At 73.7% G+C, this 24,785-nt stretch carries 20 protein-coding genes and 2 pseudogenes; 11 read left to right on the top strand and 11 right to left on the bottom strand.

Annotation, left to right across the window (positions count from 1 at the left end):
- Positions 1-293 precede the first annotated feature (293 nt).
- Both ACWCXH_RS11975 and ACWCXH_RS11970 read left to right on the top strand, forming a co-directional pair.
- Positions 294-3,095, top strand: a complete 2,802-nt coding sequence (locus tag ACWCXH_RS11975) for an AfsR/SARP family transcriptional regulator (RefSeq protein WP_449801273.1) — start codon at positions 294-296, stop codon at positions 3,093-3,095.
- 330 nt (positions 3,096-3,425) lie between these two features.
- Positions 3,426-5,819, top strand: a complete 2,394-nt coding sequence (locus ACWCXH_RS11970; protein WP_449801272.1) for an ATP-binding protein — start codon at positions 3,426-3,428, stop codon at positions 5,817-5,819.
- Positions 5,820-5,825: 6 nt separating this feature from the next.
- Here the strand turns inward: ACWCXH_RS11970 and ACWCXH_RS11965 are convergent, their stop codons facing one another.
- On the bottom strand, positions 5,826-7,112 hold the full coding sequence (locus tag ACWCXH_RS11965) for a serine hydrolase domain-containing protein (RefSeq protein WP_449801271.1): 1,287 nt from the start codon (positions 7,110-7,112) through the stop codon (positions 5,826-5,828).
- Positions 7,113-7,381: 269 nt separating this feature from the next.
- Here ACWCXH_RS11965 and ACWCXH_RS11960 point away from each other — a divergent pair, with 269 nt between their 5' ends.
- Both ACWCXH_RS11960 and ACWCXH_RS11955 read left to right on the top strand, forming a co-directional pair.
- The gene (locus ACWCXH_RS11960; protein ID WP_449801270.1) at positions 7,382-8,377 is read left to right on the top strand and encodes a phospholipase D-like domain-containing protein; all 996 of its coding nucleotides are present in this window, start codon (positions 7,382-7,384) and stop codon (positions 8,375-8,377) included.
- A 127-nt stretch (positions 8,378-8,504) separates the two neighbouring features.
- Positions 8,505-9,395, top strand: coding sequence for an alkaline phosphatase family protein (locus ACWCXH_RS11955; protein ID WP_449801269.1), 891 nt, complete (start codon positions 8,505-8,507; stop codon positions 9,393-9,395).
- Positions 9,396-9,642: 247 nt separating this feature from the next.
- On the opposite strand, the pseudogene ACWCXH_RS11950 reads toward ACWCXH_RS11955, so the two are convergent.
- A pseudogene (locus ACWCXH_RS11950) lies at positions 9,643-9,813 on the bottom strand (hypothetical protein); the annotation flags it as partial.
- 232 nt (positions 9,814-10,045) lie between these two features.
- On the opposite strand from ACWCXH_RS11950, the gene ACWCXH_RS11945 reads away from it, so the two are divergent.
- Positions 10,046-10,558 carry a hypothetical protein gene (locus ACWCXH_RS11945; protein ID WP_449801268.1) on the top strand — a complete coding sequence of 171 codons (513 nt, stop codon included), beginning with the start codon at positions 10,046-10,048 and terminating at the stop codon, positions 10,556-10,558.
- A 7-nt stretch (positions 10,559-10,565) separates the two neighbouring features.
- On the opposite strand, the gene ACWCXH_RS11940 is transcribed toward ACWCXH_RS11945, so the two are convergent.
- From ACWCXH_RS11940 to ACWCXH_RS11930, 3 genes are all read right to left on the bottom strand, one after another.
- Positions 10,566-11,627: a hypothetical protein gene (locus tag ACWCXH_RS11940; RefSeq protein WP_449801267.1), complete on the bottom strand. Its 1,062-nt coding sequence runs from the start codon at positions 11,625-11,627 to the stop codon at positions 10,566-10,568.
- Positions 11,628-11,706: 79 nt separating this feature from the next.
- On the bottom strand, positions 11,707-11,901 hold the full coding sequence (locus tag ACWCXH_RS11935; protein WP_449801266.1) for a hypothetical protein: 195 nt from the start codon (positions 11,899-11,901) through the stop codon (positions 11,707-11,709).
- Complete coding sequence (locus ACWCXH_RS11930) at positions 11,898-12,860, bottom strand: alpha/beta hydrolase (protein WP_449801265.1); 963 nt, start codon at positions 12,858-12,860, stop codon at positions 11,898-11,900. Before ACWCXH_RS11930 ends, ACWCXH_RS11935 begins: the two co-directional genes overlap by 4 nt.
- Before the next feature lie 69 nt (positions 12,861-12,929).
- Here ACWCXH_RS11930 and ACWCXH_RS11925 point away from each other — a divergent pair, with 69 nt between their 5' ends.
- A complete protein-coding gene (locus tag ACWCXH_RS11925; RefSeq protein ID WP_449801264.1) occupies positions 12,930-13,454 on the top strand; it encodes a hypothetical protein in 525 nt (174 codons plus the stop codon).
- Positions 13,455-13,466: 12 nt separating this feature from the next.
- Here ACWCXH_RS11925 and ACWCXH_RS11920 read toward each other — a convergent pair whose 3' ends face one another.
- On the bottom strand, positions 13,467-13,964 hold the full coding sequence (locus ACWCXH_RS11920; RefSeq protein ID WP_449801263.1) for a signal peptide protein: 498 nt from the start codon (positions 13,962-13,964) through the stop codon (positions 13,467-13,469).
- A gap of 32 nt (positions 13,965-13,996) precedes the next feature.
- On the opposite strand from ACWCXH_RS11920, the pseudogene ACWCXH_RS11915 reads away from it, so the two are divergent.
- Positions 13,997-14,389: pseudogene (locus ACWCXH_RS11915) on the top strand (DUF1775 domain-containing protein); the annotation flags it as partial.
- A gap of 174 nt (positions 14,390-14,563) precedes the next feature.
- Here the strand turns inward: ACWCXH_RS11915 and ACWCXH_RS11910 are convergent.
- Positions 14,564-15,034 carry a nuclear transport factor 2 family protein gene (locus ACWCXH_RS11910; protein ID WP_449801262.1) on the bottom strand — a complete coding sequence of 157 codons (471 nt, stop codon included), beginning with the start codon at positions 15,032-15,034 and terminating at the stop codon, positions 14,564-14,566.
- Positions 15,035-15,125: 91 nt separating this feature from the next.
- Here ACWCXH_RS11910 and ACWCXH_RS11905 point away from each other — a divergent pair, with 91 nt between their 5' ends.
- Complete coding sequence (locus ACWCXH_RS11905) at positions 15,126-15,716, top strand: TetR/AcrR family transcriptional regulator (protein ID WP_449801261.1); 591 nt, start codon at positions 15,126-15,128, stop codon at positions 15,714-15,716.
- Positions 15,717-15,801: 85 nt separating this feature from the next.
- Here the strand turns inward: ACWCXH_RS11905 and ACWCXH_RS11900 are convergent, their stop codons facing one another.
- Entirely contained in the window at positions 15,802-17,634 is a 1,833-nt protein-coding gene (locus ACWCXH_RS11900; RefSeq protein ID WP_449801260.1) for a phospholipase C, read from the bottom strand.
- A gap of 225 nt (positions 17,635-17,859) precedes the next feature.
- On the bottom strand, positions 17,860-18,543 hold the full coding sequence (locus ACWCXH_RS11895) for a hypothetical protein (protein WP_449801259.1): 684 nt from the start codon (positions 18,541-18,543) through the stop codon (positions 17,860-17,862).
- 461 nt (positions 18,544-19,004) lie between these two features.
- Between ACWCXH_RS11895 and ACWCXH_RS11890 the strand changes: the two genes are divergently transcribed.
- From ACWCXH_RS11890 to ACWCXH_RS11880, 3 genes are all read left to right on the top strand, one after another.
- Positions 19,005-20,264: a sensor histidine kinase gene (locus ACWCXH_RS11890; RefSeq protein ID WP_449801258.1), complete on the top strand. Its 1,260-nt coding sequence runs from the start codon at positions 19,005-19,007 to the stop codon at positions 20,262-20,264.
- A gap of 19 nt (positions 20,265-20,283) precedes the next feature.
- Positions 20,284-20,958, top strand: a complete 675-nt coding sequence (locus ACWCXH_RS11885; protein ID WP_449801257.1) for a response regulator — start codon at positions 20,284-20,286, stop codon at positions 20,956-20,958.
- A 153-nt stretch (positions 20,959-21,111) separates the two neighbouring features.
- Positions 21,112-22,326: a serine hydrolase domain-containing protein gene (locus ACWCXH_RS11880; protein ID WP_449801256.1), complete on the top strand. Its 1,215-nt coding sequence runs from the start codon at positions 21,112-21,114 to the stop codon at positions 22,324-22,326.
- A gap of 90 nt (positions 22,327-22,416) precedes the next feature.
- On the opposite strand, the gene ACWCXH_RS11875 is transcribed toward ACWCXH_RS11880, so the two are convergent.
- Together ACWCXH_RS11875 and ACWCXH_RS11870 are read right to left on the bottom strand one after the other, a co-directional pair.
- On the bottom strand, positions 22,417-23,304 hold the full coding sequence (locus tag ACWCXH_RS11875; protein ID WP_449801255.1) for a chitosanase: 888 nt from the start codon (positions 23,302-23,304) through the stop codon (positions 22,417-22,419).
- Positions 23,305-23,403: 99 nt separating this feature from the next.
- Positions 23,404-24,609, bottom strand: coding sequence for an alginate lyase family protein (locus ACWCXH_RS11870; protein WP_449801254.1), 1,206 nt, complete (start codon positions 24,607-24,609; stop codon positions 23,404-23,406).
- Positions 24,610-24,785: the final 176 nt, after the last annotated feature.

The following is a 24,785-nucleotide window of genomic DNA, read 5'->3' as shown; positions in this document are numbered from 1 at the left end:
CCCCACGACACCCGGGCCGGTCGGTCCCGGGGTGGTGCAGTGTACTGAACGAATTCGTCCTGTCCTGGCGGGTGATCGAACAGGATCGACCAGGATCGGCAGAGAAGCGATCACGGTCGCATGGATCGCCGGAGGTCGCACCGGTGCGGAGCCCGACCGATCGGGCCTATCCTCGGACGACTCGATCCACCCGCCGACGATCCATCAGGTCGCCGAACGACCACGCCGCCGAACGACCACGCCGCCGAACGACCACGCCGACGAACGAGCCGATCAGGCAGACGAGGGGCCACATGCGCATCGACCTGCTCGGACCGGTCGCCGTCCGGCGCGACGACGGGACGGTCGTCACGCCCTCGGCCCCCAAGCGGCGCGCCCTGCTCAGCGCGCTCGCCGTCCGGCTCAACCGGGTCGTGGCCACCGAGGAACTGATCGAATTGGTCTGGGACGGCGCCGCGCCGCCCACCGCCCGCGCCGCCCTGCAGGGCCATGTCGCCGTACTTCGCCAGGTGTTGGGGGAGGAGCGTGCGGAGGACCGGGGCGGCGAGCGCCTCGCGCTCGGCACCCGCGGCGCCGGCTACGTGCTCACCGGCGGACCCGACCGGGTGGACCTGGTCCGCTTCGCCGGCCTCTGTGAACGCGCCGGCGTCCTGCACCCGGACGGCCCGCACGCCTCGTTCGGCCCGTACAACCCACAGGGCCAGGACAACCCGCACGGCCGGGGCCCGGCCGCCGACAGCGCACCCGCCGACCCGGCGCTCCCGCTGCTGCGCGCCGCCCTCGACCTGTTCCACGGCCCCGCGCTCACCGACTGCGGATCGGCCCTGCTGCGCGAACGGACCGCCCCCTGCGTCACCGACCTGCGCCTGCGCGCCCTCGACCGGCTCGCCGACGGGCTGTGCCAGCAGGGCCGCGGGGGTGAGCTCGTCGCCGAGCTCACCGAGGCCGTGACGGCGCACCCCACCCGGCAGGGCGTGGCCGCCCGGCTCGTCACCTGCCTCGACCAGGCCGGTCGGCGCGACGAGGCCGCGGCCTGGTACGAGCGGGTGGCCGTCGGCCTCGACGGCCCACCGGGCCCCGAACTGCGCCGCGCCGGCGAGCGCCTCGCCCGGCAGGACGGCGAGCGTCGCACTCGTCCCGCCACCACCGTGTCCCCGCCCCGCCCGAAGGCCATACCCTCCCAACTCCCATCCGCCGACCGCCGGTTCGTCGGCCGCGCGGCCGACCTGCGCCGCCTGGACGGGGCCCTCGCGCCCGCCCGCACCGGGCGGCCCGTCCTGGTCACCGGCCCCGCCGGGGTCGGCAAGACGGCCCTCGTCCAGCACTGGGCCCACCAGGCCGCCGAGCAGTTCCCCGACGGACTGCTCCACGCCGACCTGCGCGGCTTCGACGAGTCCGGGCCCCGCGACCCCGCCGACGTGCTCGGCGAGTTCCTCGCCGCCCTCGGTGAGCCGGCCGTCCCCGCCACGCTCGACGAGCGCGTTCAGCGCTACCGGGCACTGCTGACGGGCCGCCGGGTGCTGGTGGTCCTCGACGACGCCCGCTCCACGGAGCAGGTGGCGCCCCTCCTGCCGGCCCCACCCGCCGGGCCGTCCGAGCCCGCGCCCGTCACCGTCGTCACCAGCCGCCACCGGCTGCGCGACCTGCTCGTCCGCGAGGGCGCCGTCCCCCTGCCGGTCGACGCGCTCACCCCCGACGACGCGGCCGCCCTGCTCGCCCGCACCCTCGACCCCGCCCGGCTCGCCGCCGAACCCGGAGCCGCCGCCGAACTCGCCGAGCGCTGCGACCGCCTGCCGCTCGCCCTGCGCCTCGCCACCGCCCGGCTCGCCGCCCGCCCCGGCTGGAGCCTCGACGACCTCGCCGCCGAACTGGCTGACGACCAGGCCGCCCTCGCGACCCTCACCGGCACCGGCCGCGGCCCCCTCGGCGTCGCCGCCACCCTCGACCGGACCCACCGCGCGCTCGACCCCGCCACCGCCCGGCTCTTCACCCTCCTCGGGCTCCACCCCGGCAGCGAGATCGGCACCGCGACCGCCGCCGCCCTCGGCGACCTGCCGACCGCCGCGGCCCGTGCCCACCTCGCCCGCCTCGATGCCGTCCACCTCCTGGAGGAGCGCACCCCCGGCCGGTACGCCCGGCGCGGCCTCGTCGGCCGCTACGCCGCCCGGCAGGCCGCCGACCTGGGGTGCGACGAACGGCTCGCCGCACTCGACCGGCTGATCGATTACTACCTCGCCGCCACCGCCGCCCGGTCCGCCGACGGCGGGGAGGGCGCGGCCTGGTTCCGGCGCGAGGAGAGCGCCATCCGCGCCGCCGTGCTCTGCGCCGAACAACACGGCCGCACCACCGCCGCCTGGCAGCTCGCCCACCGCGCGGCCGCGCTCTACGAGCACATCGCCCACGAGCACACCGGCCACGGACACCCGGGCCGCGAACGCGTCGAGCACGACCGCGCCCGCTGGCGCGCCACGACGGAGGCCGGTCTGCGCGCGGCCCGTTCGGCCGACGACCCGGAGGCCGTGGCCCGGCTCTCCACAGACCTCGCCGTCCTCCTCGTCGACCGCGGTGCCCACCGCACCGCAGGCGAGCACCTCGACCGGGCCGTGACCGTCGCGGGGGACCCGCTCCTGCGCCTGCGTTCCCGGGCCCGCGTCGCCCGCGCGCTCGTCCGGGCCGGACGGCACGACCAGGCCGTCCCGCTGTTGACCGACGTCGTCGCGGCCGCCCGCACCCCCGACGCCGCGCACCTCCTCGCCGACGCCCTCATCGACCTGGCCGACGCCCTCGTCCTCGCCGGCTCCCCGGTCCGGGCGCTCGCCCACGCCGACGAGGCCGTCCGGCTCGCCGCCGCGCACACCGCCGATGCCGTCCGCGCGACCCACAGCCGGGCCCGCGCCCTGCACGCCCTCGGCCGCGTCGGCGCCGCCCTCGACTGTGCCGACCTGGCCGTCGTCCTCGGCCGGACGCTCTCCGACACCGCGCTCCAGGCGGGCTCCCACGCGCTGCTCGCCGACCTGCTGAAGACCGTGGGCCGCACCGGCGACGCGGCCGCCGCCCGCCGCCGCGCGGAGACGCTCCTGTCGGGCGCCGCCTGAGCCCCGGCCGTGGCCGGGCACCGACGCCCGCCCCGGCCCGGACGCCCGCCCCGTGTCGGCCGCTCCGGTTCCGCCTCTCCCACTTCTGCTCTTCCGCCGTTCCGCCTGCGCGTGAACAGGCAGAACTACCGGCAGTTCTGCCACCGGTGGCGCGTGCTCGTCCGTCCGGTGGCCCGGCGGCCCGTCCGCCCGCCACGGTCCGTTTGTGTACGTGCCGACCAGCGGTGCCGTGGCACCGAGCCCGCGTGAAACCGTGCATACTTCTGCCTGCGTGTAGTGGTTGAGGCACAAACAGTGGCAGAAGTACCGGCAGGGTCAGGGGTGGGGTCGATGAGCGACGCGGTCGCCGGGGGCGGGGAGTTCTCCGGACTGCTGGCCGGGTACCGGGTGCGGGCGGGTCTGACGCAGGAGGACCTGGCGGAACGCTCCGGCGTGAGCCTGCGGGCCCTCGGCGACATGGAGCGCGGCCGGACGCGCGGGCCGCAGCGCCGCACCGTGCAGGCGCTGGCCGCGACGCTGAGCCTCGACGCGGCGGACGCACTGGCCCTGGAGCGGGCCGCCCAGTCCGGACGCCCGCGCGGCACCCGGGCGACCGTCCCCGCGCAGGCCGCCCCCAAGGCGGCGAAAGCGGCCGGGGCCGATCAGGCGTCAGCGACCCCCGCGCCCGCGCCCGCCGCGTCCGTTGCCCCCGCGGCCCCCGCCGCGTCCGTGCTCCCCGGCGCCCTCGCCCTCCCCCGGGACATCGCCGACTTCACCGCCCGCGAGGAAGCCCTCGCCCGCCTGGACGAGCTGGTCCGGGAGGACGACCCGACCCACCCCCGGGTGGTCCTGGTCAGCGGCCAGCCCGGCCTGGGCAAGACCGCCTTCGCCCTGCACGCCGCCCACTGCCTGGCCGACCGGTTCCCGGACGGCCAGCTCTCGCTCGACCTGGCCGGCATGGCCCCCACCCCGCTGGCCGCCCGCGACGCGCTCGGCCAGGTCCTGCGCGCCCTGGGCGTCGACGACGGCGCCGTCCCCGCCGGGACGGAGGAGCGGGCCGGGCTGTTCCGGGCGCTGGTGCGCGAGCGCCGGCTCGTCCTCGTCCTGGACAACGCCGCCGACGAGGCGCAGGTCCGCCCGTTGCTGCCCGGCTCGGGTCCGGCCGTGACGATCGTCACCAGCCGCAACACCCTGCCCGGCCTGGAGTCGGTGCACCGCCTGCGCCTGGACGCCCTCGCACCCGCCGAGGCGGCGACGCTGCTCGCCCGGATCGCCGGCCGGGAGCGGATTGCCGCCGAGCCGGACGCGGTGGCCGAACTCGCCCGCCTGTGCGGCTACCTGCCGCTCGCGCTGCGGATCGCTGGGCAGCGCCTGGTGGCGCGCGAGCAGCTGCCGGTGAGCCGGCTGGTGCGGCAGCTCGCCGCCGAGGAGAACCGGCTGGACCTGCTGGAGACGGGTGACCTCGCCGTCCGCCCGGCCTTCGCCCTGTCCTACCGCCGGCTGCCGGTCGAGTCCCAACTGGTGCTGCGTCGCTGTGCGTTGACCGCCGGGCCGGACTTCACGGCCGCCGTCGCCGCGACCTATGCGGGGCTGTCCGCGGTGCGCACCGAGCGCTGCCTGGAGGAGTTGACGGACGCCGGGCTGGTCCAGCTCACCACCCCGGAGCGTTACCGCCTGCACGACCTGGTCCGGCTGTACGCGGGGGAGCGACTGGCAGCCGACGAGAGCGCCGAGGAGGTGCGCGCCGCCGAACTGGGCGCGGCCGGGCGCCTGCTGGCGCGCGCCTCGGCGGCGGGCCTGCGGTTCGCTCCGGACACCAGTGGCGACGAGGCGCCCGGCGACCCCGATCCGGCGACGGCGCCCCTGACGATCGCGGACGCGGCGCGCTGGCTGGAGGAGGAGCACCCGGAGTGGCTGGCGGCGATGTACCGGGCGGCGGGGGCGGGCCGGCACCAGGAGGTGGTGGACACCGCCGAGGCGATGCACTGGTTCTCGGACCGCCTGCTGAGCTGGGACATCTGGGGGGAGGTCTTCCAGCTGTCCGTCGATTCCGCGCGGGCCCTCGGCGACCGGCGCGCCGAGACCGTCCACCTGAACTACCTGGCCTGGACGTACGTCACCTGTCTGCACCGCTACCAGCGTGGCATCGAACTGGCCGGTGAGGGGCTGGAGTCGGCCCGCGAGATCGGCGACCGCGAGCAGGAGGGCTGGGCGCTGACGTATCTCGGCAGCGGCCTGCGCAGGCTGCACCGGCACCAGGAGGCCACCGACTCCTACCACCGGGCGGCCGATGCCTTCGCGGCCGTGGACAACCGGGCCGCCCGGATCGGGCGGCTGGTGACACTGCGCGGCGCCGCCAACTGCCTGCGCGACGTGGGCCGGGCCGAGGGGGCGGTGGAGTCCCGCCGGCTGGCGCTGGCGGGTGCGCTGGAACTGGTGGAACGCTGGGAGACACCGCTGATGCACTTCCTGGCGGCGATGACGGCGCACGAACTCGGCCTCGACCGGGCGGCCCTGAAGCAGTGGCCGGCCGCCGAGAAGGCCTTCCGGCAGGCGCTCACGCACTACGAGGCCATCGGCCGCCCGGACAGCATGACGAGGACGCTGACCGAGCTCGGCACGGCCCTGATCGAGCAGGGCCGCGCCGACGAGGCCCGTGAGCTCCTCACCGAGGCGCTCACGGACCTCAGCACGGACAGCCGCCCGGGTCGCCGCCGGACGGGCGCGGCATCCGTCAACGGCTGAGCGGGGTCAGATCCGGCTGTCCTCGACCGCCGGGATCGTGGTGTCGGGCGCAGCGGGGGCCGTGCCGTTCGGCACCGCCGAGCGCACGTTCGACCGCGGCGCGGCGGGGGTCGGCTTCTTCCCGCAGAACGCCGGTTCCAGCGCGCCCATCAGACCCTGCGTCACCGCGCCGTTGTTGGAGGCGTTGGCGAACACGACGACCGTGCGGTGCCCGTCCGGCGTGGTGAACGACTGGGTCTGGAAGCCCTGGACGATCCCGCCGTGCCCGTACACGTCACCGCAGCTGAGCGAGATCCGGCGCAGCCCGAGGCCGTAGGAGACGTGGGCGCTGGGGGTCGGGATCGCGGCCTCCATCAGCTTGAGCGAGTCGTCGGAGACGAGCCCGCCGGAGCTGCCGGCCATGAGGGCGGTGAGGAAGGTGTCGAGGTCCTCGGCGGAGGAGATGACCCCGCCCGCGGCCCAGAGCCAGGAGGCGGTCTGCTCGGTGGAGTCGAGCAGCGGCTTGGTGCGGTCGTCGTTGGTGAGGTAGCCGGTGACGTGGGCGCCGCGGATCTTCTCGTCGGGGACGACGAAGGAGGTGTCGTGCAGCCCGAGCGGGTCGAGGACGCGGTCCTGGAGCACGTCGGCGTAGGGGCGGCCGGTGAGGTGCTCGACCGCGAGGCCCATGAGCACGAAGTCGGTGTTGGAGTACGAGTACTGGGTACCCGGCGTGTACTGGATGCCGTGCTTGACGGACATCGCGACGAGGTCGCGCGGGTCGTAGACGTTGTTGCGGATGCGTGCCTCGAACGCGGCGGTGGTCTCCTCGCCGGGCTGTTCGAGGAGGTCGTTGGTGTGGTCGTAGATGCCGGCGCGGTGTTCCATGACCTGGCGGCCCGTCATCGTCCAGCCGTCGGGCAGGGTACCGGCCGGGAGGTAGTCGCGCAGCGGCTTGTCGAGGTCGATGAGGCCCTGTTCGGCGAGCTGCAGGACGAGGACGGACGCGAACATCTTGCTGTTGCTGCCCACCCGGAAGCGCCGGTCGGCCTTCATCGGGGTGCCGTCCAGGTCGGCCTTGCCGACGGTCAGCGTCCGGTCGAGCGACGGGTCGTCGTGGTCGCGGACGACGGCGAAGGCGCCGGGCGCGCCCGCCTTCATCGTGGTCTGCAGCGCGGCGAGCACCGCGGCGGTGTCGGGTGCGGGCGCGCTCGGGGTGCCCTGGCCGTCGGCGGCCGCGTGCGCGGCGCCGGCCGCCATCAGGACCACGCCGGCGGCGGCCACCGCCAGGGGGCGCAGGAGGCTGATCTTCGCCATGTTCCTCTGTTCTCCGGTCTGCTGACGCGGCGTCGGACCGCGCCCGTTCGAAGATCCACTATCACGGGCCGGGGCCGTCACCGCAACGTGAGCCGCGACGCGACCGGCCGGTGAACCCGATCGACTCCATGCTCCGTTTCCCGAACGGGGGTCAAGGCTTTACCTGTTGGGTTCTACCCGCGTAAACCGATGGGCCGCATACTTGTTCGGCACACCTCAAGTGCTCCTGTGCGCCCCCACAGCCCCCACCGTCGAACGTGGAGTTCCGCATGCCCCTGTCCCGAATCGCCCGCCGCGCCTGCGCCGTCCTGCTGTCCGCCGCAGGTGGCGTCGCGTCGATAGCCGGCACCGCCCAGGCCGACACCCTCACCGGCACCTACTCGGCGGTGGTGTTCCCGGACCAGAGCCACAGCCTCGTCCACGACTTCATCAACTCCGCGACGAAGTCGGTCGACGTGACGATGTACGAGCTGCGCGACACCGCCGCGGTGAACGCCCTGATCGGCCGCAAGCAGGCGGGCGTCAAGGTGCGGGTGATCCTGGACGCCAAGCACACCTCGGTCAACGGCGCCGCCTACTCGGCGCTCAGGTCCGCGGGCGTCGGCGTGACGTACTCCTCGTCGGCGTACGTCTACACCCACCAGAAGACCGTCACCGTGGACGGCGCGAAGTCCCTGATCCTGACGGGCAACCTGGACTCCACCTACTACTCGTCCAGCCGCGACTACGGCGTCTTCGACTCCGACGCGAACGACGTCGCCGCGGTCGAGCAGGTCTTCAACGCCGACTACGCGAAGACCTCGATCGCCCCCTCGGACGGTGACAACCTGGTCTGGTCGCCCACCGACTCGCAGGACCGCCTGCTCGCGCTGATCAACGGCGCGCAGACCTCCCTCGACGTCCAGGAGCTGGAGTTCGGCGACCAGGCCCTGGTGGACGCCGTCGCCGCCGCCGCGAGCCGCGGCGTCACCGTGCGCGTCGTCGGCATGAGCCCCGACACCTACGGCAGCTACTTCGACGAGGTGACGGCGGCCGGCGGCAAGATCGTCACGTACTCGTCCACCACGGGCCTGTACATCCACGCCAAGGCGATCGTCGCCGACTACGGCACGTCGACGGCCAAGGTCTTCGCCGGCTCGGAGAACTTCTCCGACAACTCGCTGAACAACAACCGCGAGCTCGGCCTGATCACCACCGACGCCGGTGTGCTCGACACCCTGGAGTCGACCTTCGGCACCGACTTCGCCAACGGCCAGCCGTACTAGTCGAGCCCCATCGCGCACGTCACGCACCAGGAGCACGCAGAACACGCCCAGGAGGGCCGCCCGGCGCACTGCCGCCGGGCGGCCTCCCGCCGGACCCTTCCCGTTCCCGCTCCCGTGAGGACCCGTCATGCCGACGCCCGCCAAGCCCCGTCCGCGCTCCCGCCGCACCGCGACCGCCGTCGCCTCGGCGGCCGCCCTCGTCGCCGCCTCCGCCGGCCTGTGGGCCGCCACCGCCCCCACCGCGCAGGCCGCCGCCCTGCCCGCCCCCGACCACGTCATCGTGGTCGTGCTGGAGAACCACGCCTACAGCCAGGTCATCGGCAGCACCAGCGCCCCGTACATCAACTCCCTGGCCAAGGGCGGCGCGACGCTCACCCGGTCGTACGCGATCACGCACCCGAGCCAGCCGAACTACTACGCGCTGTTCTCCGGCTCGACCCAGGGCATCACCGACGACAGCTGTGTGACGGTCGGCGGGCTGCAGGCCCCGAACCTGGCCTCCGAGCTCACCTCCGCCGGGAAGACCTGGGCCAGCTACAACGAGTCCCTGCCCGCCCAGGGCAGCACGGTGTGCAGCAGCGGCAACTACGCGCAGAAGCACGACCCGTGGTTCGGTTTCGGCAACGTCGACCTCAACTCGGCCCGCACCTTCGCCCAGTTCCCGACCGACTACACCACCCTGCCGAAGGTCTCCTTCGTCGTGCCGAACCTGTGCAACGACATGCACGACTGCTCGGTCAAGACCGGCGACACCTGGCTCAGGACCAACCTCGGCGCCTACGCCACCTGGGCCGCGAGCCACAACAGCCTGCTCCTCGTCACCTTCGACGAGGACAACCGCCTCGCCGGCAACCGCATCCCCACCGTCCTGTACGGCGCCCACGTCGCCCCCGGCAGCAGCGCCGCCACCACCTACAACCACTACGACGTCCTGCACACCCTGGAGGACCTGGCCGGCCTGAGCACCCACGCGGGCAACGCGGCCAACGCCAGTGACATCTCCGGCATCTGGAACTGACACGCCGGAGTCGTGGTCGATGGAGGGGGTCCGGCACCACCTGGTGCCGGACCCGTTCCGCTGTGCGGGGATCAGCCCGGCAGCTGGCCGCTGCAGTCCGCCAGCCAGCCACCGAGTCCCCGGTGGGGTCGCCGGCGCGGTGCAGGCCGTAGTAGGTCTGGCTGATGAGGTTCTTGATGGAGCCGCCGGTGAGCGGGCCGACGATGCCGTCCGGCTGCAGGCCGTGCCCGCTCTGGTAGTTCTCGACGGCCTGCTGGGTGAGCGGACCGAACTGGGAGTCCACCTTCAGGCCGGCGCTGTTGATGTCGTCGAGACCGCGCTGGAGGCAGGCGACGGCCGGGCCGGAGCTGTTGAGCGAGAGGCTGCTCGCGGCGTTGGCGGCACCGGTGGTCAGGGCGATGGCGGCGGCCGCGCCCACGGCCAGGGTGGCGGCGCGGTGGTGCACCACGTCACGCTGCTGGGCGAGGTCCTCCTGAGGGGCGGCGGCGAGGGCGCCACGGAGAGCGCGTCACGCCTGCTGATCGGTGGGGAGGAGTAGCCCGGGTGACCGCGGGACGAGCCGTCCGTGGTAAGCATGGCCCGTGCGCTTCGATTCCGTTCCGATGCCGCCGGCCGTTGAGGGCCGGCCCCGTGACGTGCGCGGGTATCCCGTGCCGGCGATCACTCCGTGGGAGGGGGACGAGCCGCAGTTCGCGCTGACCGACTACGGGCGCAGCGCGAACTGTGCGCTGGAGCGGCGCTGTTCGGTGTGCGACGCGCTGATGCCGCAGGGCCCGGTGTGGCGGGTGGTCGGCGCGGCGGAGAGTGCGGCGATCGCCGAGGCGCTGGCGGCCGGGCAGCCGTACCGCAACCTCGCGCCGACGATGGAGGGGCCGGGGCACCGGGCCTGCATGCTGTACGCCTCGATGGTCTGCCCGTACCTGGCCCGGCCCAACGCCCGTCGGCGCAACACGGCCGACGGCGCCCCGGACGGGCTGACTGCCGCTGTCGTCCGGGGCGCCGTGCGTGGTGGTACGGGTGCGGTGGTCGGGTACGGGGACTACGAGTACGCCGTCACCGAGACCCGGGTGCTGTTCCGCTTCCTCGACGTGGTCGAGTACCTCCCGCACGAGAACGCGGACGAGCACCTCGCCGAGCTGCGCGCCGAGTTGGCGCGCAGCTGACGCGAGGTCACGGCCGGAAGGCGGGCAGGCCCTTGAACGTGGAGACGGGCGTCGGGGCGGCGGAGCCGTCGGCGGGCAGGGTGCTGATCCCGTCCGGCGTGCGGACGGCGATGGTCTTCCCCTCCGGGGACCACGCGGGCTCGGTGTAGTCGGTGGTCGCCGAGGGGGTGAGGTCCTTCTCCTTGCCCTGGTTCTGCGCGTCCTTCGAGAACAGGTGGTCGTGCCCGTTCACGGAGCGGACGAAGACGACCTGCTCGCCGTCCGGGGAGAGCGCCGGCTGTGAACCCTTGCCCATGTCGCGGGTGTTGGGCCGGATGTAGTCGTCGTAGATGTAGACCTCGCCCGCGGGCGTGTTGGCGTACGCGACCTCGCCGCGCTTGCCGCCGGCGTTCGACCAGGTGTTGCCGGTCTTGGGCGGCTGCGGGACGCCCGGGCCGCCGCCGTCGGAGATGGCCGGCGTGAGCACCTGGGGCGCGGTGGCGCCCTTGACGGGGACCGTCTCCATGGTCAGGACGCCGCCCTTGGCGGAGGAGAACACGATGTTGTTGAAGTGCTCCAGGAACCCGGGGCTGTCCGTGACGCTCGCGCTCGGCTCGGCGTGCTGCCAGCTCGGGTGGGACCACGTCTCCCCGCCCGGGTTCTTGGCGACGGTCACCTTGCCGCTGCCGTCCGGGTTGGCGGTGACGAGGTCGCCGTTGGCGTTGATGAACGCGGCCCGCTTGCCGTCGGGCGACCACGCGAGGTCGCGCACGACCGTCCCGAAGTCGACGGTGGTGCCGTTCATCACGACGGTCTGGCTGCCGGTGCTGATGGTGAGGTGGTTGGCCGCGGTGGTGCCGTTGGTCTCCTTGCCGCCGCCCGTACCGCCGGTGGCGCCCGTGCCACCCGCGCCGCCCGTGCCGCCGCTCTTGCCCGGCGCGGCCGTGCCCGGGGCAGCGGTGGTCGGCTCGGGGCCGTTGCCGCTGTCGTTGGGGCCGCAGGCGGAGACCAGCACGGTGCCGACGGTGGTCATCAGGGCTATCGCGGCGACGGTGCCGAATCGGTTGCGGATTGCGGTGCGAACGGACATCTTCCAGGTCCCCCTCATGCGCTTGCTCGTTTCAGGAAGGAGCCTCCCAGTCGCAGGTCCGCGCCAGGTCGATGACGTGTCACAGCCGTGGAACAGCCCCGTCGGCGGGGAACTCCGTGCCGTCGTCCGGATCGGACGCGGTGGAACCGTTGTGGCGGCCCGTCACGTCCGTCCGGGTGTCCGGACCGGGAGCGGAGAGCGTGATGACCATCGCCCGCAAGCCCGCGCCGAACTGGTGGGGTTCTCCGGCGACCTGCACCAGGCCGGTGGTCACCGCCCGAGGATCCGCCGGAGCCAGCGGGTGCGGGCGTCGCGGGCGTCCCGGCTGAGGGCCGCCTGCGGCGCGAGGGTGTCGAAGCCGTGGAACGCGCCGGGCCACACGTGGAGTTCGGCGGCGCCGCCGGCCCGCCAGATCGCGTCCGCGTAGGCCACGGCCTCGTCCCGGAAGGTCTCGGCCGACCCGACCTCGACGTAGGCCGGGGGCAGCCCGGACAGGTCCGTCGCACGGGCGGGGGCGGCGTAGGGCGGCAAATCGGCGACGCCGTACCGGTCTCCGAGGACAGCCTGCCAGGCGGTGGCGTTGGAGGTGCGGTCCCAGGTGTCGCGGCCGGCCATCTGGTGGCTGGAGAAGGTGGTGCCGCGGTCGTCGAGCATCGGGCTCAGGAGCAGCTGACCGATCGGTTTCGGCCCGCCGCGGTCGCGCGTCAGTAGGGCGAGCGCCGCGGCGAGCCCGCCGCCCGCGCTCTTGCCGCCGAGGACGATGCGCTTCGCGTCGAGGCCCAGGTCGTCGGCGAGTTCGGCTGCCCGGGCGAGCCCGGCGTAGCAGTCCTCGACGGCCGCGGGGTACTGCGCCCCCGGTGCCAGCCGGTACTCGGCGGAGACGACGGCGAGTCCGAGCGGCGCGGCCGACTCGCGCAGCAGGCGGGGGAGGACGGACCACGCGTTGCCGGAGACCATTCCGCCGCCGTGCAGGTAGTACAGCACCGGCAGCGGCCCGGCGAGCCCGGCGGGCCGCGCGGTCACCAGCCGGACCTCGCTCCCGTCCCACGCGACCGGCGCCCGCAGCTCCGCCACCTCGAACCGGCCGCCGTCGCGCAGCTGCTCGACCGTCGGCCGGGGTCGGGCCGCCGCGTCCCGCGCCTGCCAGGGCGCGAGCCCCTCCGGCGTGAGCGGCCCCGGCGCGCCGACGGCCGCCAGCGCGGCGTGCAGTTCCGGGTCGAATGCGACACCCATGAAACGGACCTCCCCCTCGCGTCGGTAACTTTAGTTACCAGAAGCGCAATCGTGAACTATGGTTGTCGCATGATGATGCCCGAGATCACCCGAGAAGAACAGGCGGCACTCGACCAGGCGCTGTGCGACGCCCTGGACCCCCTGGCCGCGGCCATCCGCTCGCGGCGGACCGGGCTCGCACGGAACCGCATGTGGGACGCGGATCCGGTCGAGGTGGCCCTGTCCGTCCTCGCCGCGTGGAAGGTGGTGGACGGAGCGGTCAAACAGCTGACGGCGACGGCGGCGGGCACCGCCGGCTCGTACGGGGCGAGTTACGAGCAACTCGGCGCCGTGTGGGGCATCACCCGGCAGGGCGCGCGCAAGAAGTGGCCCGACGCCGTCCAGCGCCCCGCGCAACCGGCGAGCACCCTCGAACTCTTCGGCGGGACGGCGCGGTTGGTCCAGACGTCGGACGGCGGCTGGCACTGGACGGCCACCGGCGCGGACGGGGCCTGCGGCGCTGCGGACGGCGGGGCGCACCACGCGAGCGCGGAGGAGGCCGCGGCCCACGCGGGGGCCTTCCTCGCGGAGCACACCGGCGGCCGCCCGGACTGATCGGGCCGCGGATTACGAGTACAGCGCCACGCGCGGCTCGATCGTGCCCTGGACCGGATCGGTGACCGTGAGCCGGTAGTGCTTGGTGAGCGTGTGGTCGCCGTGGAGGACGGTCTTCGCCGAGGGGAGTTGCGTGTACAGGGTGCCGGTCTGGCTGGCGAGCGGAACGGCGTGCCACTGCCCGTCGGAGCCGAGCTGTTCGAGCCTGACGTCGGACGGATCGAGGAAGGGGCCCGCGTCGGGCGACTCGACGAGGACCTGCGGGGCGACGGTCTGGTCCGCCGAGGAGGGGTTGCGGTAGGTGATGGTGATCAGGTGCGCCGCGCGGTCGGTCGGCAGCGGGCTGCTGGACAGGTCCACGAAACCGGACGGCGCGGCGTCGGCCGCCGCAGCCGGCGGGGAAGCGGAGGCCGCCGCCGGCCCGGGCGAGGTGAACGCGGCGGCCGGCAGGGCGGCGAGGGCGACGGCGGTCAGGGCGAGACCTCTCCGGGGGATCCTCCTGCTGGGCATGGCGCCTCCTTCGGTCGTCGACAGCACACCCGGTGACCGAAGCAATCCGCGGGTACACGGACCGTCGCCGCGCGGGCGGGCTGTACGTATCCACGGTGCACGCCAACGCCATCCGCCGCATCCGCCCGGGCCGCGCCGCCCGCCGGGCCTGCCGCTTTCCCGCCTCGCTCCGCCCTCGCTGCGCCGCCCGCCGCGCCGCCCGCCGGGCCTGCCGCTTTCGCGGCCCACCTCGCCGCGACCGTCGCCGACGGGTGGTGGCTACGGCGCGGCGAGGCGGCCCTCTCGTCACCGTGCAGCCGTCCAGTGTGCCGAAGAACGCGACCGACCAGACCTTCGCGTTCCGCGTGCCCAACGAGGACGACAAGAACAGCACGGTCAAGGTGGAGATCGACTTCCCGACCGACCACCCGGTCCCGTCCGCCCTGGTCCGCCCGCACGCTCGGCATCGCGGGCATCGTCCTCGGCGCCCTGGGCGTGGCCGCCGGCCTCCAGCTCGGCCGCCGCGGCCGCGACACCGACGCCCGGGCCTGACCCCCGGCCGGTGCGGGCCCTGCGGCCCGCACCGGCCCCTGGCCCGTAGGCGGCCTCCTACCCGGGCCTCAGAGCCCGAGGTCGGTCAGGCCGGGGTGATCGTCGGGGCGGCGGCCGAGCGGCCAGTGGAACAGGCGCTCGCCCTCGGTGATCGGCAGGTCGTTGATGGAGGCGTGCCGACGGGCCATCAGGCCGTCCCCGTCGAACTCCCAGTTCTCGTTGCCGTACGAGCGGTACCACTGCCCGGAGTCGTCGCGCCACTCGTAGGCGAAGCGGACCGCGATGCGGTGGCCGTCGTGCGCCCACAGCTCCTTGATCAGGCGGTACTCGTGTTCGCGCTGCCACTTGCGAGTGAGGAAGGCGGCGATCTCCTCGCGGCCGGTGACGAACTCGGCGCGGTTGCGCCAGCGGCTGTCGGGTGTGTAGGCGAGGGCGACGCGGTGCGGGTCGCGGGTGTTCCAGCCGTCCTCGGCGGCGCGGACCTTCTCGTGGGCGGTCTGCGTGGTGAACGGGGGCAGGGGCGGGCGCTGTGCGGACATGCGCAATCTCCTCGGATGCGGCGAGAACCATCGTTCTCACTTCCTCGGCTACCCTAGGAGAACCAACGTTCTCACGCAAAGGGCACGGCAGATGGACCACGACGTCACGCGCACCGGCATCCTCGACGCGGCCGAGGAGCTGTTCTACGGCCAGGGCATCCAGGCCGTCGGCATGGACGCCGTGCGGACCGCCTCCGGCGTCACCCTGCGCCGCCTCTACCAGTACTTCCCGTCCAAGGGGGACCTGGTCGAGGCCTACCTGCTGCGCCGCGACGAGCGCTGGCGCGGCGAGCTCGCCGCCCACGTCGCCGGGGCCGCCACCGGTCCCGCCGGGCAACTCCTCGCCGTCTTCGACTGGTTGGCCGACTGGTTCGCCCAGCCGGGCTTCCGCGGCTGCGCGTTCGTCAACGCCTCCGGTGAACTCGGCGCCGCCGCACCGGCGGTGGCCGCCGCCGCGCGCCACCACAAGGACGAGTTCGCCGGCTACCTCGCCCGCCTCGCGGCTGCCGCCGGCGCCCCGCCCGCCACCGGCGCCCACCTGGCCCTCCTCGCCGAGGGCGCCATCACCGCCGCCGCCGTCCGCGGCGACGCCACGCCGGCCGCCGAGGCCAAGGAGGCCGCCCGCGTGCTGCTGCGGGCGGCCGGCGTTCGACAGGCGGGGGCCGGAACGCGCGAGGCCTGACCGGCGACGCCCGAACGGCCGGGGCCCGAACGCACGACACCGCCGGGCCCAGGGAGGGCCCGGCGGTGTCAGGACTGCGCGAGGGTCAGGCGCGGCGACCGCGCTTGCGGCGGGCGACGACCACCGCACCCGCGCCGAGCGCCACGAGCGCCGCGGCCGCGGCTGCGATCGGCCCGGTGTTGGAGTCGGCGCCGGTCGCGGCCAGGGCCGGGCCGCTCGCCGAGGCTCCGGCGGCCGTGGTCACGGTGGTGCTGCCCGCGCCGGCGGACGGCGAGCCGGCGGCGGTGGAGGAGCCGTCGGTGGGCTGACCGGTGGGCTGACCGGTCGGCGTGGTGCCGCTGGCCGCCTGCCCGGTGGTCGGGTCGAGGATCAGGGTGGACGACTGGGCGTTCTTGAAGTCGAACATGCCCTCGATCGAGGCGGCGCGCTCGTCGAAGGAGGCGTCGCCGATGCGGCCGGTCTTCCAGTTGTCCTCGACGAAGCGCAGGACGGAGGTCTGGTCGGTCTGCGTGTGGTCCACGAAGTTGGACTTCGAGTACGGGGACAGCACCATCAGCGGCAGGCGCGGGCCGTAGCCGCAGCGGTCGGCGTAGCCGCCGGCGGCCTCCTTGCCGCACTGGCCGGCGCCGTTCAGGCCGTCGTTGGCCGCGTCGTGCGAGCCGTTCACGGGCTCGGCGAACTTGTGGTCGTACCAGCCGTCCGAGTCGTCGTAGGCGATGACGACGGCGGTGGAGGCCCAGTCCTTGGACTTCTGCAGCTTGTTCACGGTGTCGACGACGAAGTGCTGCTCGTCCAGCGGGTCGGAGTAGCCGGCGTGGCCGTCCTGGTAGCTGGCGGCCTTCACGTAGGAGACGGCCGGCAGGTTGCCGTGCTGGAGGGCGGCGTCGAAGTCGGACAGGTCGTACTGGTGGTTGGCCTGGCCGTTGTGGCCGATCTCGTCCACGGTCTTCGGGGCGAGGTGGCCCGGGTTCGCGGTGGACTTGTAGTACTGGAACGGCTCGTGGTGCGGGCTGTAGTCGACGGACGAGCCGCCGGCGACGTTGTTGTGGGACGTGCCGCAGACGGCCTTGCCGTCCTTGCTGGCGGTCGGCTTGAAGCCGCCCTGGAACCAGCCCCAGGTGACGCCCTTGTCGTTGAGCAGGTCGCCGACGTTCTTGCCGGTCATCACCAGCTGGTTGTGCGCGGTGCTGGAGCAGTCGTCGTAGCCCGGGTCGGGGTCGTTGATGACGGTGCCGACGCCGCCCGCGTCCGGGGAGGCGACCGCGTACGCGTCGGTGGTCTTCTGGCCGGTCTTGGGGTCGACCGCGTAGCCGCCGTGGGTCTGGCCCGATATCAGGTTGAGCGCGCCGGGGGTGGACGGGCCGTAGTTGGTGCCGAAGAAGTTGTCGCTCATCGAGAAGCGCTGGGCGTAGTTCCACAGACCGGTGACGGTGTTGCCGTCGTAGTAGTCCATCACCAGGCCCTGCTGGGTGAACATCGGCGCCTTGCAGCTCTCGACGTCCGTGTGCTCGACGAACTTGTCCATCTTGCCGCCGTCGAAGGCGAGCTGCTCGTCCTTGTAGGTGTGGTCCTGGTCGCACGTGACGGCCTGGGCCGGGCCGAGCCGCTTGGGCTGGAACTGGTTCGGGTTGTGCTTCAGCAGGTCGTCGCCGAGGCCGTCCACCTTCGGGGTGTCGGGCTTGGCGGTGAACTTCACCTTGTCGTCGGCGGTGTTGGCCGCGTTCGGGTAGGTGCCGAAGTAGTGGTCGAAGGAGACGTTCTCCTGGAATATCACCACGACGTGCTTGATCGGGGTGGCGGTCTGCGGGTCGTCCGCCGCGAACGCGGCCGGCGTGCCGCCGAGGGCGGTCAGGGACATCGCCCCGACGAGGCCGGCACCGTACCGGAGCCACCGGTTGCGGGTGGGGACTGCGTGCATGCTGTGATCCTCGAACATGTCGTCAATGAGTGGGGTCGCACGGGGCGAGCAGTCGCTCTCCGGCGGCGGCAAGACGCTAAAGGGAACAGGTGAACGCGGTTCCCGGCCGCAGATTACCGGACAGTAAACCAGAGACGTCCGTCAGGGTGATCCCGGTTGACGGCCAACCATCGCTTCTTGGGGAGGAGTTGACGATTCCTTGACCTGGACGGCCCGGATCCGCGCTCAGGAGGTCGACGGGGTGAACGGCGCCCCGGGCGGGATGGTGGCCGGGGGGATCACGATCGGGGGCGGGAGCTTGTGGCAGCCGTCCCAGCTCGGCGGGAGGTAGCCGGGCGGGCAGGACTTGGGCGGCGTCGGCAGGACCGGCTCCGGACGGGGGGCGACCGTCCACCCCGGCGGCATGCCGGGCGCCGGGCGGTCGGCGGGCGGCTCGGCCGCCGGGGGCTTGGTGGCACCGCCCTTGGGGTGCGGGGCCGTCGTCGGACTCGCGGCGGCGGGCGGGGCGGCCGGGGCGGCCGGGGCGGACTTCTTCGCGGACGGCTCCGGCGCGTTCGGCGCGCCCGGTGCCTCCTCGGTGGCGTCGGCGGTGGGCGCGGCCGGTGTCTCGGCGGCCGCCGGCTCGGCCGTCACGGTCGCGGACGGGGGCGCAGAGGGGGCGGGCGTCGGCGACGCGGACGCCGTAGGGGAGGGCTCGGCCGTCGGGGAGACCTCCGCGCCGACCGGCGCCGCCCCCGAGGAGCCCGATCCCGTCAGGAGCGCCGCGCCGCCGCCCACCGCTGCGAGGGCGCATATCCCGGCCGCCACCCCGAGGGCGAGCTTGCGGCGCCGGGCGGCCTGCGTGGTCTCGGGCTCCTGGTCGGCCGCGTGCTCGTCCCCGTGCGCACCGGTGTCTCTGCCGTCCTGCACCTGTGTCCCGCCTTTTCGATCTTCGTCTCGGACTGCGCGGGATCGTACCAGCGCCCCCGGACACAGTCGCCGAGCGGGCCGTTCGTACGCTCCACCGGAACGGCCTGCCGCGCTGGTTGACGCGCAGGCCCGGCTGCCGCAGGGGCTGTGCCGGAGGTTCCACCCGCAGGCGGACGCCGGGGCCGGCATGCGGCTCGTAGCGTCGTGCTCGTGCCCGGGGCCCGGGTCCGGCGGAGCCGGAACCTCACGGGGGACGTCCGGTCCGTGGACCCGTGGGGCGACACCGTCTTCCGCGACCCGGCGGGGAACGTCCCGGTCCCGGGTCCGGGGCGGCGGCGCGCAGCGGCCGCCGATGGGCGGGTGCGGACCGGAGGCGGGACGGGGGCCCTCCGGTCCGCGCCTCGCCTGCCGGCCTCCGGATCGTCAAGTTCCCTCACAGGTCGAGTCGTTAGGCTGCCCGGGTGCAGACAGACGCGCAGCCCGCTCTGCTCAGGGGGCTCCTGCGAAGGCCGGTGCGGCTCGGGGAGGCCCACCGGCTCGTCATCGACGCCGTACTGGCGCTGCTCCTGGCCGCCGCCTCGCTGTCGTTCGCGCACCAGTACCACCCGCCGGGGTGGCCGCGCTTCGACCTCGCCGCCCACCTGCTGAGCCTCCTGGCCAACCTGCCGCTGGCCTTACGCCGCCGCGCCCCGGTGGCCGTCCTGCTGCTCTCGTGCGCCGGACTCGCCGGCTACACCGCGGGCGGGTACCAGCCTTCGGCCAACATCTGGGCGCCGCTGTTCGCGGTCTTCACGCTGGCCGCGCTGCGCCCGACCCGGGTCTCGGTGGCGGGCGCCTGCTGCGCCGCGCCGGTCTGGCTCCACAGTGCGATGGCCACCAGGGTGCTGTCTCCCGAGGTGGCGCTGGCCCAGGTGGCGCTCGGGGTCGGGACGGCGTGGGCGTTCGGGCTGAGCCTGCGCGTACTCGGCGAGCGGAACGTCCAACTCGCCGCACTCTCCCTGCAGCTGCAGCACGCGCAGGCCGCCCGGACCCGGCAGGCGGTGACCGAGGAGCGGATCAGGATCGCCCGGGAGCTGCACGACGTGATCGCCCATCACATCTCCGTCATCGCGGTGCAGGCCGGTCTCGCGGGCTACGTGTTCGAGAGCGACCCGCCGACGGCGCGGGCGGCCCTGGACACCATCGCCGGGAGCAGCCGGGACGCGCTGGAGGAGATGCGCGGTCTGCTCCACGTCCTGCGCGTGCCGCCCGAGGAGTCGCAGGCGGCGGGCGGCGCGGGGCCGGACGAACCCGCGCCCGGTCTCGCGCGGCTGCCCGCGCTGGTGCGGCGGGTGGAGGGCGCCGGTCTGTCGGTGGAGCTCGCGATCGAGGGGGAGCCGTACGCGCTGGCGCCGGGCCCGGACCTCTCCGCCTACCGCGTCGTCCAGGAGGCCCTCACCAACACCGTCAAGCACGCGGGCCCGACCGGGGTGCGGGTCTGCGTGTCCTACGAGCCCGACGCCCTCGCCGTCGCCGTTCGCGACGCCGGTCCCGCCCCCGGCCGCACGCCGGGTGCGGTCACCGACAGCGGCGGCCACGGCCTGATCGGCATGCATGAACGTGTCAAGGCGCACGGTGGTATGTTGCGTGCGGGTCCGACGCCGGACGGGGGATTCGAGGTCGCCTTCACCCTGCCGCGTCCGGGCCCGGCGTCCGCGGGGGGCGGACCCGGCGGCGGGTAGCGGGAAGGGCGGGCACCCATTGACCACCGTGCTCGTGGTGGACGACCAGGTCCTGATCCGGGCCGGACTGGTCGCGCTCATCCAGGCGGCGCCCGGTCTCGCCGTGTGCGGCCAGGCGTCCGACGGGGAGCAGGCGGTGGCCCTCGCGGCCGAACTGCGGCCCGACGTGGTGCTGATGGACATCCGGATGCCCGACGTCGACGGCATCGCCGCCACCGAGCGCATCCTCGCCCGGGCCGTCGAGCCGCGCCCGCGCGTCCTCGTCCTCACCACCTTCGACCTGGACGAGTACGTCTACGGCGCGCTGCGGGTCGGCGCCAGCGGCTTCCTGCTGAAGGAGACCCCGCCCGAGCGGCTGCTCACCGCGATCGAGGTGGTGGCCGGCGGCGACATGCTCTTCGCGCCGAGCGTCACCTGCCGCCTGATCGAGGCCTTCGCCCAGCGCGTCGACCGGGCGGCCGAGCCGCCCCGGGAGCTGACCCCGCTGACCTCGCGCGAACTCGACGTGCTCCGCCTGGTCGGCGCGGGTCTGAGCAACTCCGACATCGCCGGCCACCTGGTGGTGACCGTCGGCACGGTGAAGACGCACCTCAACCGCATCATGGCCAAGCTCGGCATCTCCAGCCGGGCCCAGGCCGTGGTGCTCGCCTACGAGAGCGGCCTCATCACGCCGCGCCGCCCGTTGCCGGGGTGACCCGACTCCGGTTATCGGGTTCGACCCTGACGGAAGATCAGGGTCGAACCGACCAGGACCCTTATTGATCCTGACGGGGCGGAGTCGGCAGACTCGTCGCCGAGCCGAAGGACAGTCGGCTCGTCTGACGATCAGTCTGGAGTTGCACCACACGTGAACCCCTACGCCAACCGCACTCGTTGGGCCGTCCTCGCCGCCGCCGGCGCACTGGCGGCCACCCTGACGGTGGCAGCGGGCACCCCCGCGCCGGCGGCCGAGCCGTCCGCCGCCCCGGCCGGCGTCTCGGCGACCGCGTCCGCGCTGCCGCCGCTGAACCCGGCCGCCGTCCGCAAGGCGCTCGACGCGCGCCCCGAGGCCGACGTGTCGGCCGCCTTCGTCCGCGTCACCGGATCGGCCGGCAGCCTGGACGCCACGTCGGGGGATGACGTGGACACCGGCGGCCGCTTCCGGATCGGCTCGATCTCGAAGGTCTTCACCGCCACCGTCGTCCTCCAGCTCGCCGCCGAAGGACGGATCGACCTGGACGGCACCGTCCAGCAGTACCTCCCGGACGTCCTCCCCAAGGACTTCCCGCCGGTCAAGGTCGGCCAGCTGCTCGACCACACCAGCGGACTGCCCGGCGGCTCCGACGGGTTCTGGGGCGACGGCACCACCGCGTGGTTCGCCGACCACCGCCTCGACGGGCCCGACCCGGAGGACGTCGTCGCCACCATGGCCGGCCAGAAGATGGCCTTCGACCCGGGCACCGAGCAGCAGTACAACGGAATGAACACCTTCGTCGCCGGGCTGCTCGTCGAGCAGGTCACCGGGCGCAGCTACGCCCACGAGCTGCGCGAGCGGGTCATCCGCCCCCTCGGCCTGCACGACACCTCGCTGCCGGACGCCGACGACGCGCGCCTGCGCCACCCCGCGAGCCACCCGTACCTGACCGTCGCCGACCCGGACGGCGGCTCGCACCGGGTGGACGTCACCGAGCAGAGCCCCTGGCCGTGGGCGGAGGGCGGCATGATCTCCAGCGCCCCCGACCTCGACCGCTTCATGACCGCCCTGTTCCGCGGCAGCCTGCTGCCGCCGGCCCAGCAGGAGAAGCTGTTCACCGTCCCGGACGTGCCGGTCGCCGCGGGCAGCAGCCACTGCCCGGGCAACAAGGCGTGCATGAGCATGGGCCTCGAACGCCTGGAGCAGGGCGGCCTCGTGGCCTGGGGCAAGACCGGCTCGCGCCCCGGTTACACCAGCGGCGTCTTCGCCAGCCGTGACCTGAGCCGCAAGGTCGTCTACTCGGTCAACCCGACCGGCCTGGCCGGCGCCGAGAACCCGTACGCGCTGAAGGTGCTCGTCACCGCCTTCGGGCTGGGCGGCCACGCCTGACAACCGGGCTGAACGACCAGGTCCCCGGCCGCCACCGGCCGGGGACCTGGTCGCGCGCTCAGGCGAGGGCGGCCATTTGTTGCGGGTGCGTCAGCCGATCGTGTAGCTGGAGCCGTAGGCGGTGACGTTCAGCGGGCCGTCGAGGGTGTAGTTGCCCGTTGCGGCGATGCGGCGCAGGCACTCGACGCGGTCGACGGACTTGCGCCACTCGTCCGCGGTCGAGCCGTTGGCGGGGTTGTTGAGGTCGTCGATCCGGACGTCGAAGAAGGCGTCGAGCCAGGCGTTCTCACCGGCGCTGGACGGCGTGCCCACCTTGGCGTTGGTGCGGCCGATCAGCGCGGGAAGCGCGTCGTACTCGCTGCCGTTGCCGTGCTGGATCGAGGCGTCGTACAGCTCGGCGCGGGCGAGCGCGGTGGTGAGCCCGAGCTGGTCGGCCTGGTTCATGGCGGGGGAGAAGTAGCGCTGGTCGACCTGGTCGTCCTGGACCTGGCGGAAGGCGGCGTCCTCGGCGGCCTGCTTCCACGCCGTGATGTAGTCGTCCTCGGGCAGGCCGCTGGTGTCGCCGCTGCCGGCGGCGGCGAGGCGCTCCAGCTCGGGGATGAAGCGGGCCAGCGGGTTGTCCGGGACGGCGGCGGTGTACGCGCGGACGACCTTGAGCGCGTCGCCGTCGTTGGTGGTGAAGCCGGCGCGCCCGGCGGTGACGCCGCGGCCGTCGTTGATGTTCTCGGCGTAGCCGTACTGGATCTCGGTGGTGCTGTTCTCGAAGATGCTGATCAGCTGGTCGGCCCGGCGGCGCTGGTCGGCGGTCATGCCGCCGGCGTCCAGCGGGCGGGCGGCGGCCGCCTCGACCGAGGCGGTCGCGGAGACCGCGCCGGTGGCGGGGGTCGTGGGTGCGGCGGTGGCGGCGCAGGCCGGGCCGGCGGCCAGGGCCACCGCGGCGGTGACCACGGCGAGGCGGGCGATTCGGGTAACTCGCATGATGTACTCCGTTCTCCGGGTTTGCGGTGATTGTTCGGTGCTGCGGGGGTTCTCCGTGGTTGCGGGGGTTCTCCGGGGTTGCGGGGGTGGGGGTGTCGGTCAGGGCGTGCCGGTGTGCGTCAGCGTCTCCCAGCCGATGAAGTAGTTCGCGCCGAACGGGCTGTTCGCGGTGACGAATTGCTCGGTCTGCGGCATCGCGATGCCCTCGCGGCCGTGGTACTCGTTGAAGGCGACCTGGGCGGTCGGGCCGAGGCCGGTCTTCAGCGAGCCGTCGCACAGCCAGTCCGGCACGCTCGCGCCGTTGTCGTACGCGGCGTGGAACTCCAGTGCCTTGACGAGGCGTTCGCGGCCCTCGCTCCACAGGTCGAGGCCCTGGAGGCGGGCGGTCTCGGCGGTTTGGGCGGCGGCCTCCAGGCCCCAGCCAGTGTGGCCGAAGTCGCGGCAGGTCTCCTGCGCGAGGCCGTCGACGAAGGTCGACTGGCCCTGCCAGTACTTGACGATGGCGTCCTGGCCGTCGATCCCGGCGTTCGGCGGGGGCACCGGCAGCGGGCCGTCGGAGGAGAGGTAGACGTAGGCGGGCAGGCGGTTGCGCCACATCGTGACGGCCTGGTCGAACAGGTCATGGTCGTCGAGGAAGACGGCGATGCCGATGAGCGCGTCGGTCTGGATGAGCTCCCAGTTGCCGTTCTTGCGCGGGCTGCCCGGGGTGAGCAGCGGCACGTAGACGGTGCGCAGCATGGTGGCGAAGCGGTCGACCGAGGCGGCCGGCCAGCCGGCGCCGGAGTAGCGGATCAGCTCGGCGGCGCGCGACCAGTTGTTGCCGGACCAGCCGGTCTGCAGTGGGGCGTTGCTGTTGGTGTGTTCCTGGATCGCGCCCGACCAGGCGTCCATGATCTGGATGGCCTTGTCGGCGTAGCGCTGGTCCTTGGTGAAGACCCACTGGAGCGCGTCCGCGTAGGCGGCCATCGAGTCGTTTCGCTCGTCGGAGCAGCCGTTGTTGGGGTGGGAGCTGGAGCCGCACTCGACGTTCTCGCGGGGCTTGGCCTGCCAGTCGAGGGACGCGAACCGGTCGGCCTGGAGGCTCGCGAAGGCGGACTTCCACGGCTCGGCTCCGGCGTCCAGTTGGCCCTTGGCGAAGGCGAGTTGCCGAGCGCCGACGAGCACGCCCGGGTGCTGGAAGGCGGCGTCCGCCGGGCGGGCGGCGGCGGTGGCGGTCGTGCCGGCCGCCGTGCTCGCGCCGGCTAGAGGCAGGAGTGCGGCGACGGCCGCCGTGGCGATGATGGTCCTGAAGATCCTACGACTCATGGGGGAGTCGTCCTCTCCGTGGGGAGGAGCATGGGGAATCGGGAAAACGTCAGATCTCGTTAGGAAACTTTCCTAACTTCATCTGGGCCGTATTGAACCATCACCCCATGGACACGCCAAGGGGCTTGGTGGTGTGGGTTCGGTGAACCGGCTCCGGAAACGCCGGTGGGCGCCCT

The organism is Kitasatospora sp. NPDC001660, from assembly GCF_053596725.1.
The sequence above is the reverse complement of the archived record's forward strand: the minus strand, read 5'-3'. Positions and strand labels throughout refer to the sequence as shown.

Excerpts from the sequence above, each read along its gene's own strand:
- ACWCXH_RS11955 (WP_449801269.1), top strand. The coding sequence starts at position 8,505 with ATGCCGACGCCCGCCAAGCCCCGTCCGCGCTCCCGCCGCACCGCGACC.
- ACWCXH_RS11925 (WP_449801264.1), top strand. The coding sequence starts at position 12,930 with ATGATGATGCCCGAGATCACCCGAGAAGAACAGGCGGCACTCGACCAG.
- ACWCXH_RS11940 (WP_449801267.1), bottom strand. The coding sequence starts at position 11,627 with ATGTCCGTTCGCACCGCAATCCGCAACCGATTCGGCACCGTCGCCGCG.
- ACWCXH_RS11875 (WP_449801255.1), bottom strand. The coding sequence starts at position 23,304 with ATGCGAGTTACCCGAATCGCCCGCCTCGCCGTGGTCACCGCCGCGGTG.
- ACWCXH_RS11870 (WP_449801254.1), bottom strand. The coding sequence starts at position 24,609 with ATGAGTCGTAGGATCTTCAGGACCATCATCGCCACGGCGGCCGTCGCC.
- ACWCXH_RS11905 (WP_449801261.1), top strand. The coding sequence starts at position 15,126 with ATGGACCACGACGTCACGCGCACCGGCATCCTCGACGCGGCCGAGGAG.
- ACWCXH_RS11975 (WP_449801273.1), top strand. The coding sequence starts at position 294 with ATGCGCATCGACCTGCTCGGACCGGTCGCCGTCCGGCGCGACGACGGG.
- ACWCXH_RS11900 (WP_449801260.1), bottom strand. The coding sequence starts at position 17,634 with ATGCACGCAGTCCCCACCCGCAACCGGTGGCTCCGGTACGGTGCCGGC.
- ACWCXH_RS11930 (WP_449801265.1), bottom strand. The coding sequence starts at position 12,860 with ATGGGTGTCGCATTCGACCCGGAACTGCACGCCGCGCTGGCGGCCGTC.
- ACWCXH_RS11920 (WP_449801263.1), bottom strand. The coding sequence starts at position 13,964 with ATGCCCAGCAGGAGGATCCCCCGGAGAGGTCTCGCCCTGACCGCCGTC.
- ACWCXH_RS11965 (WP_449801271.1), bottom strand. The coding sequence starts at position 7,112 with ATGGCGAAGATCAGCCTCCTGCGCCCCCTGGCGGTGGCCGCCGCCGGC.
- ACWCXH_RS11910 (WP_449801262.1), bottom strand. The coding sequence starts at position 15,034 with ATGTCCGCACAGCGCCCGCCCCTGCCCCCGTTCACCACGCAGACCGCC.
- ACWCXH_RS11970 (WP_449801272.1), top strand. The coding sequence starts at position 3,426 with ATGAGCGACGCGGTCGCCGGGGGCGGGGAGTTCTCCGGACTGCTGGCC.
- ACWCXH_RS11960 (WP_449801270.1), top strand. The coding sequence starts at position 7,382 with ATGCCCCTGTCCCGAATCGCCCGCCGCGCCTGCGCCGTCCTGCTGTCC.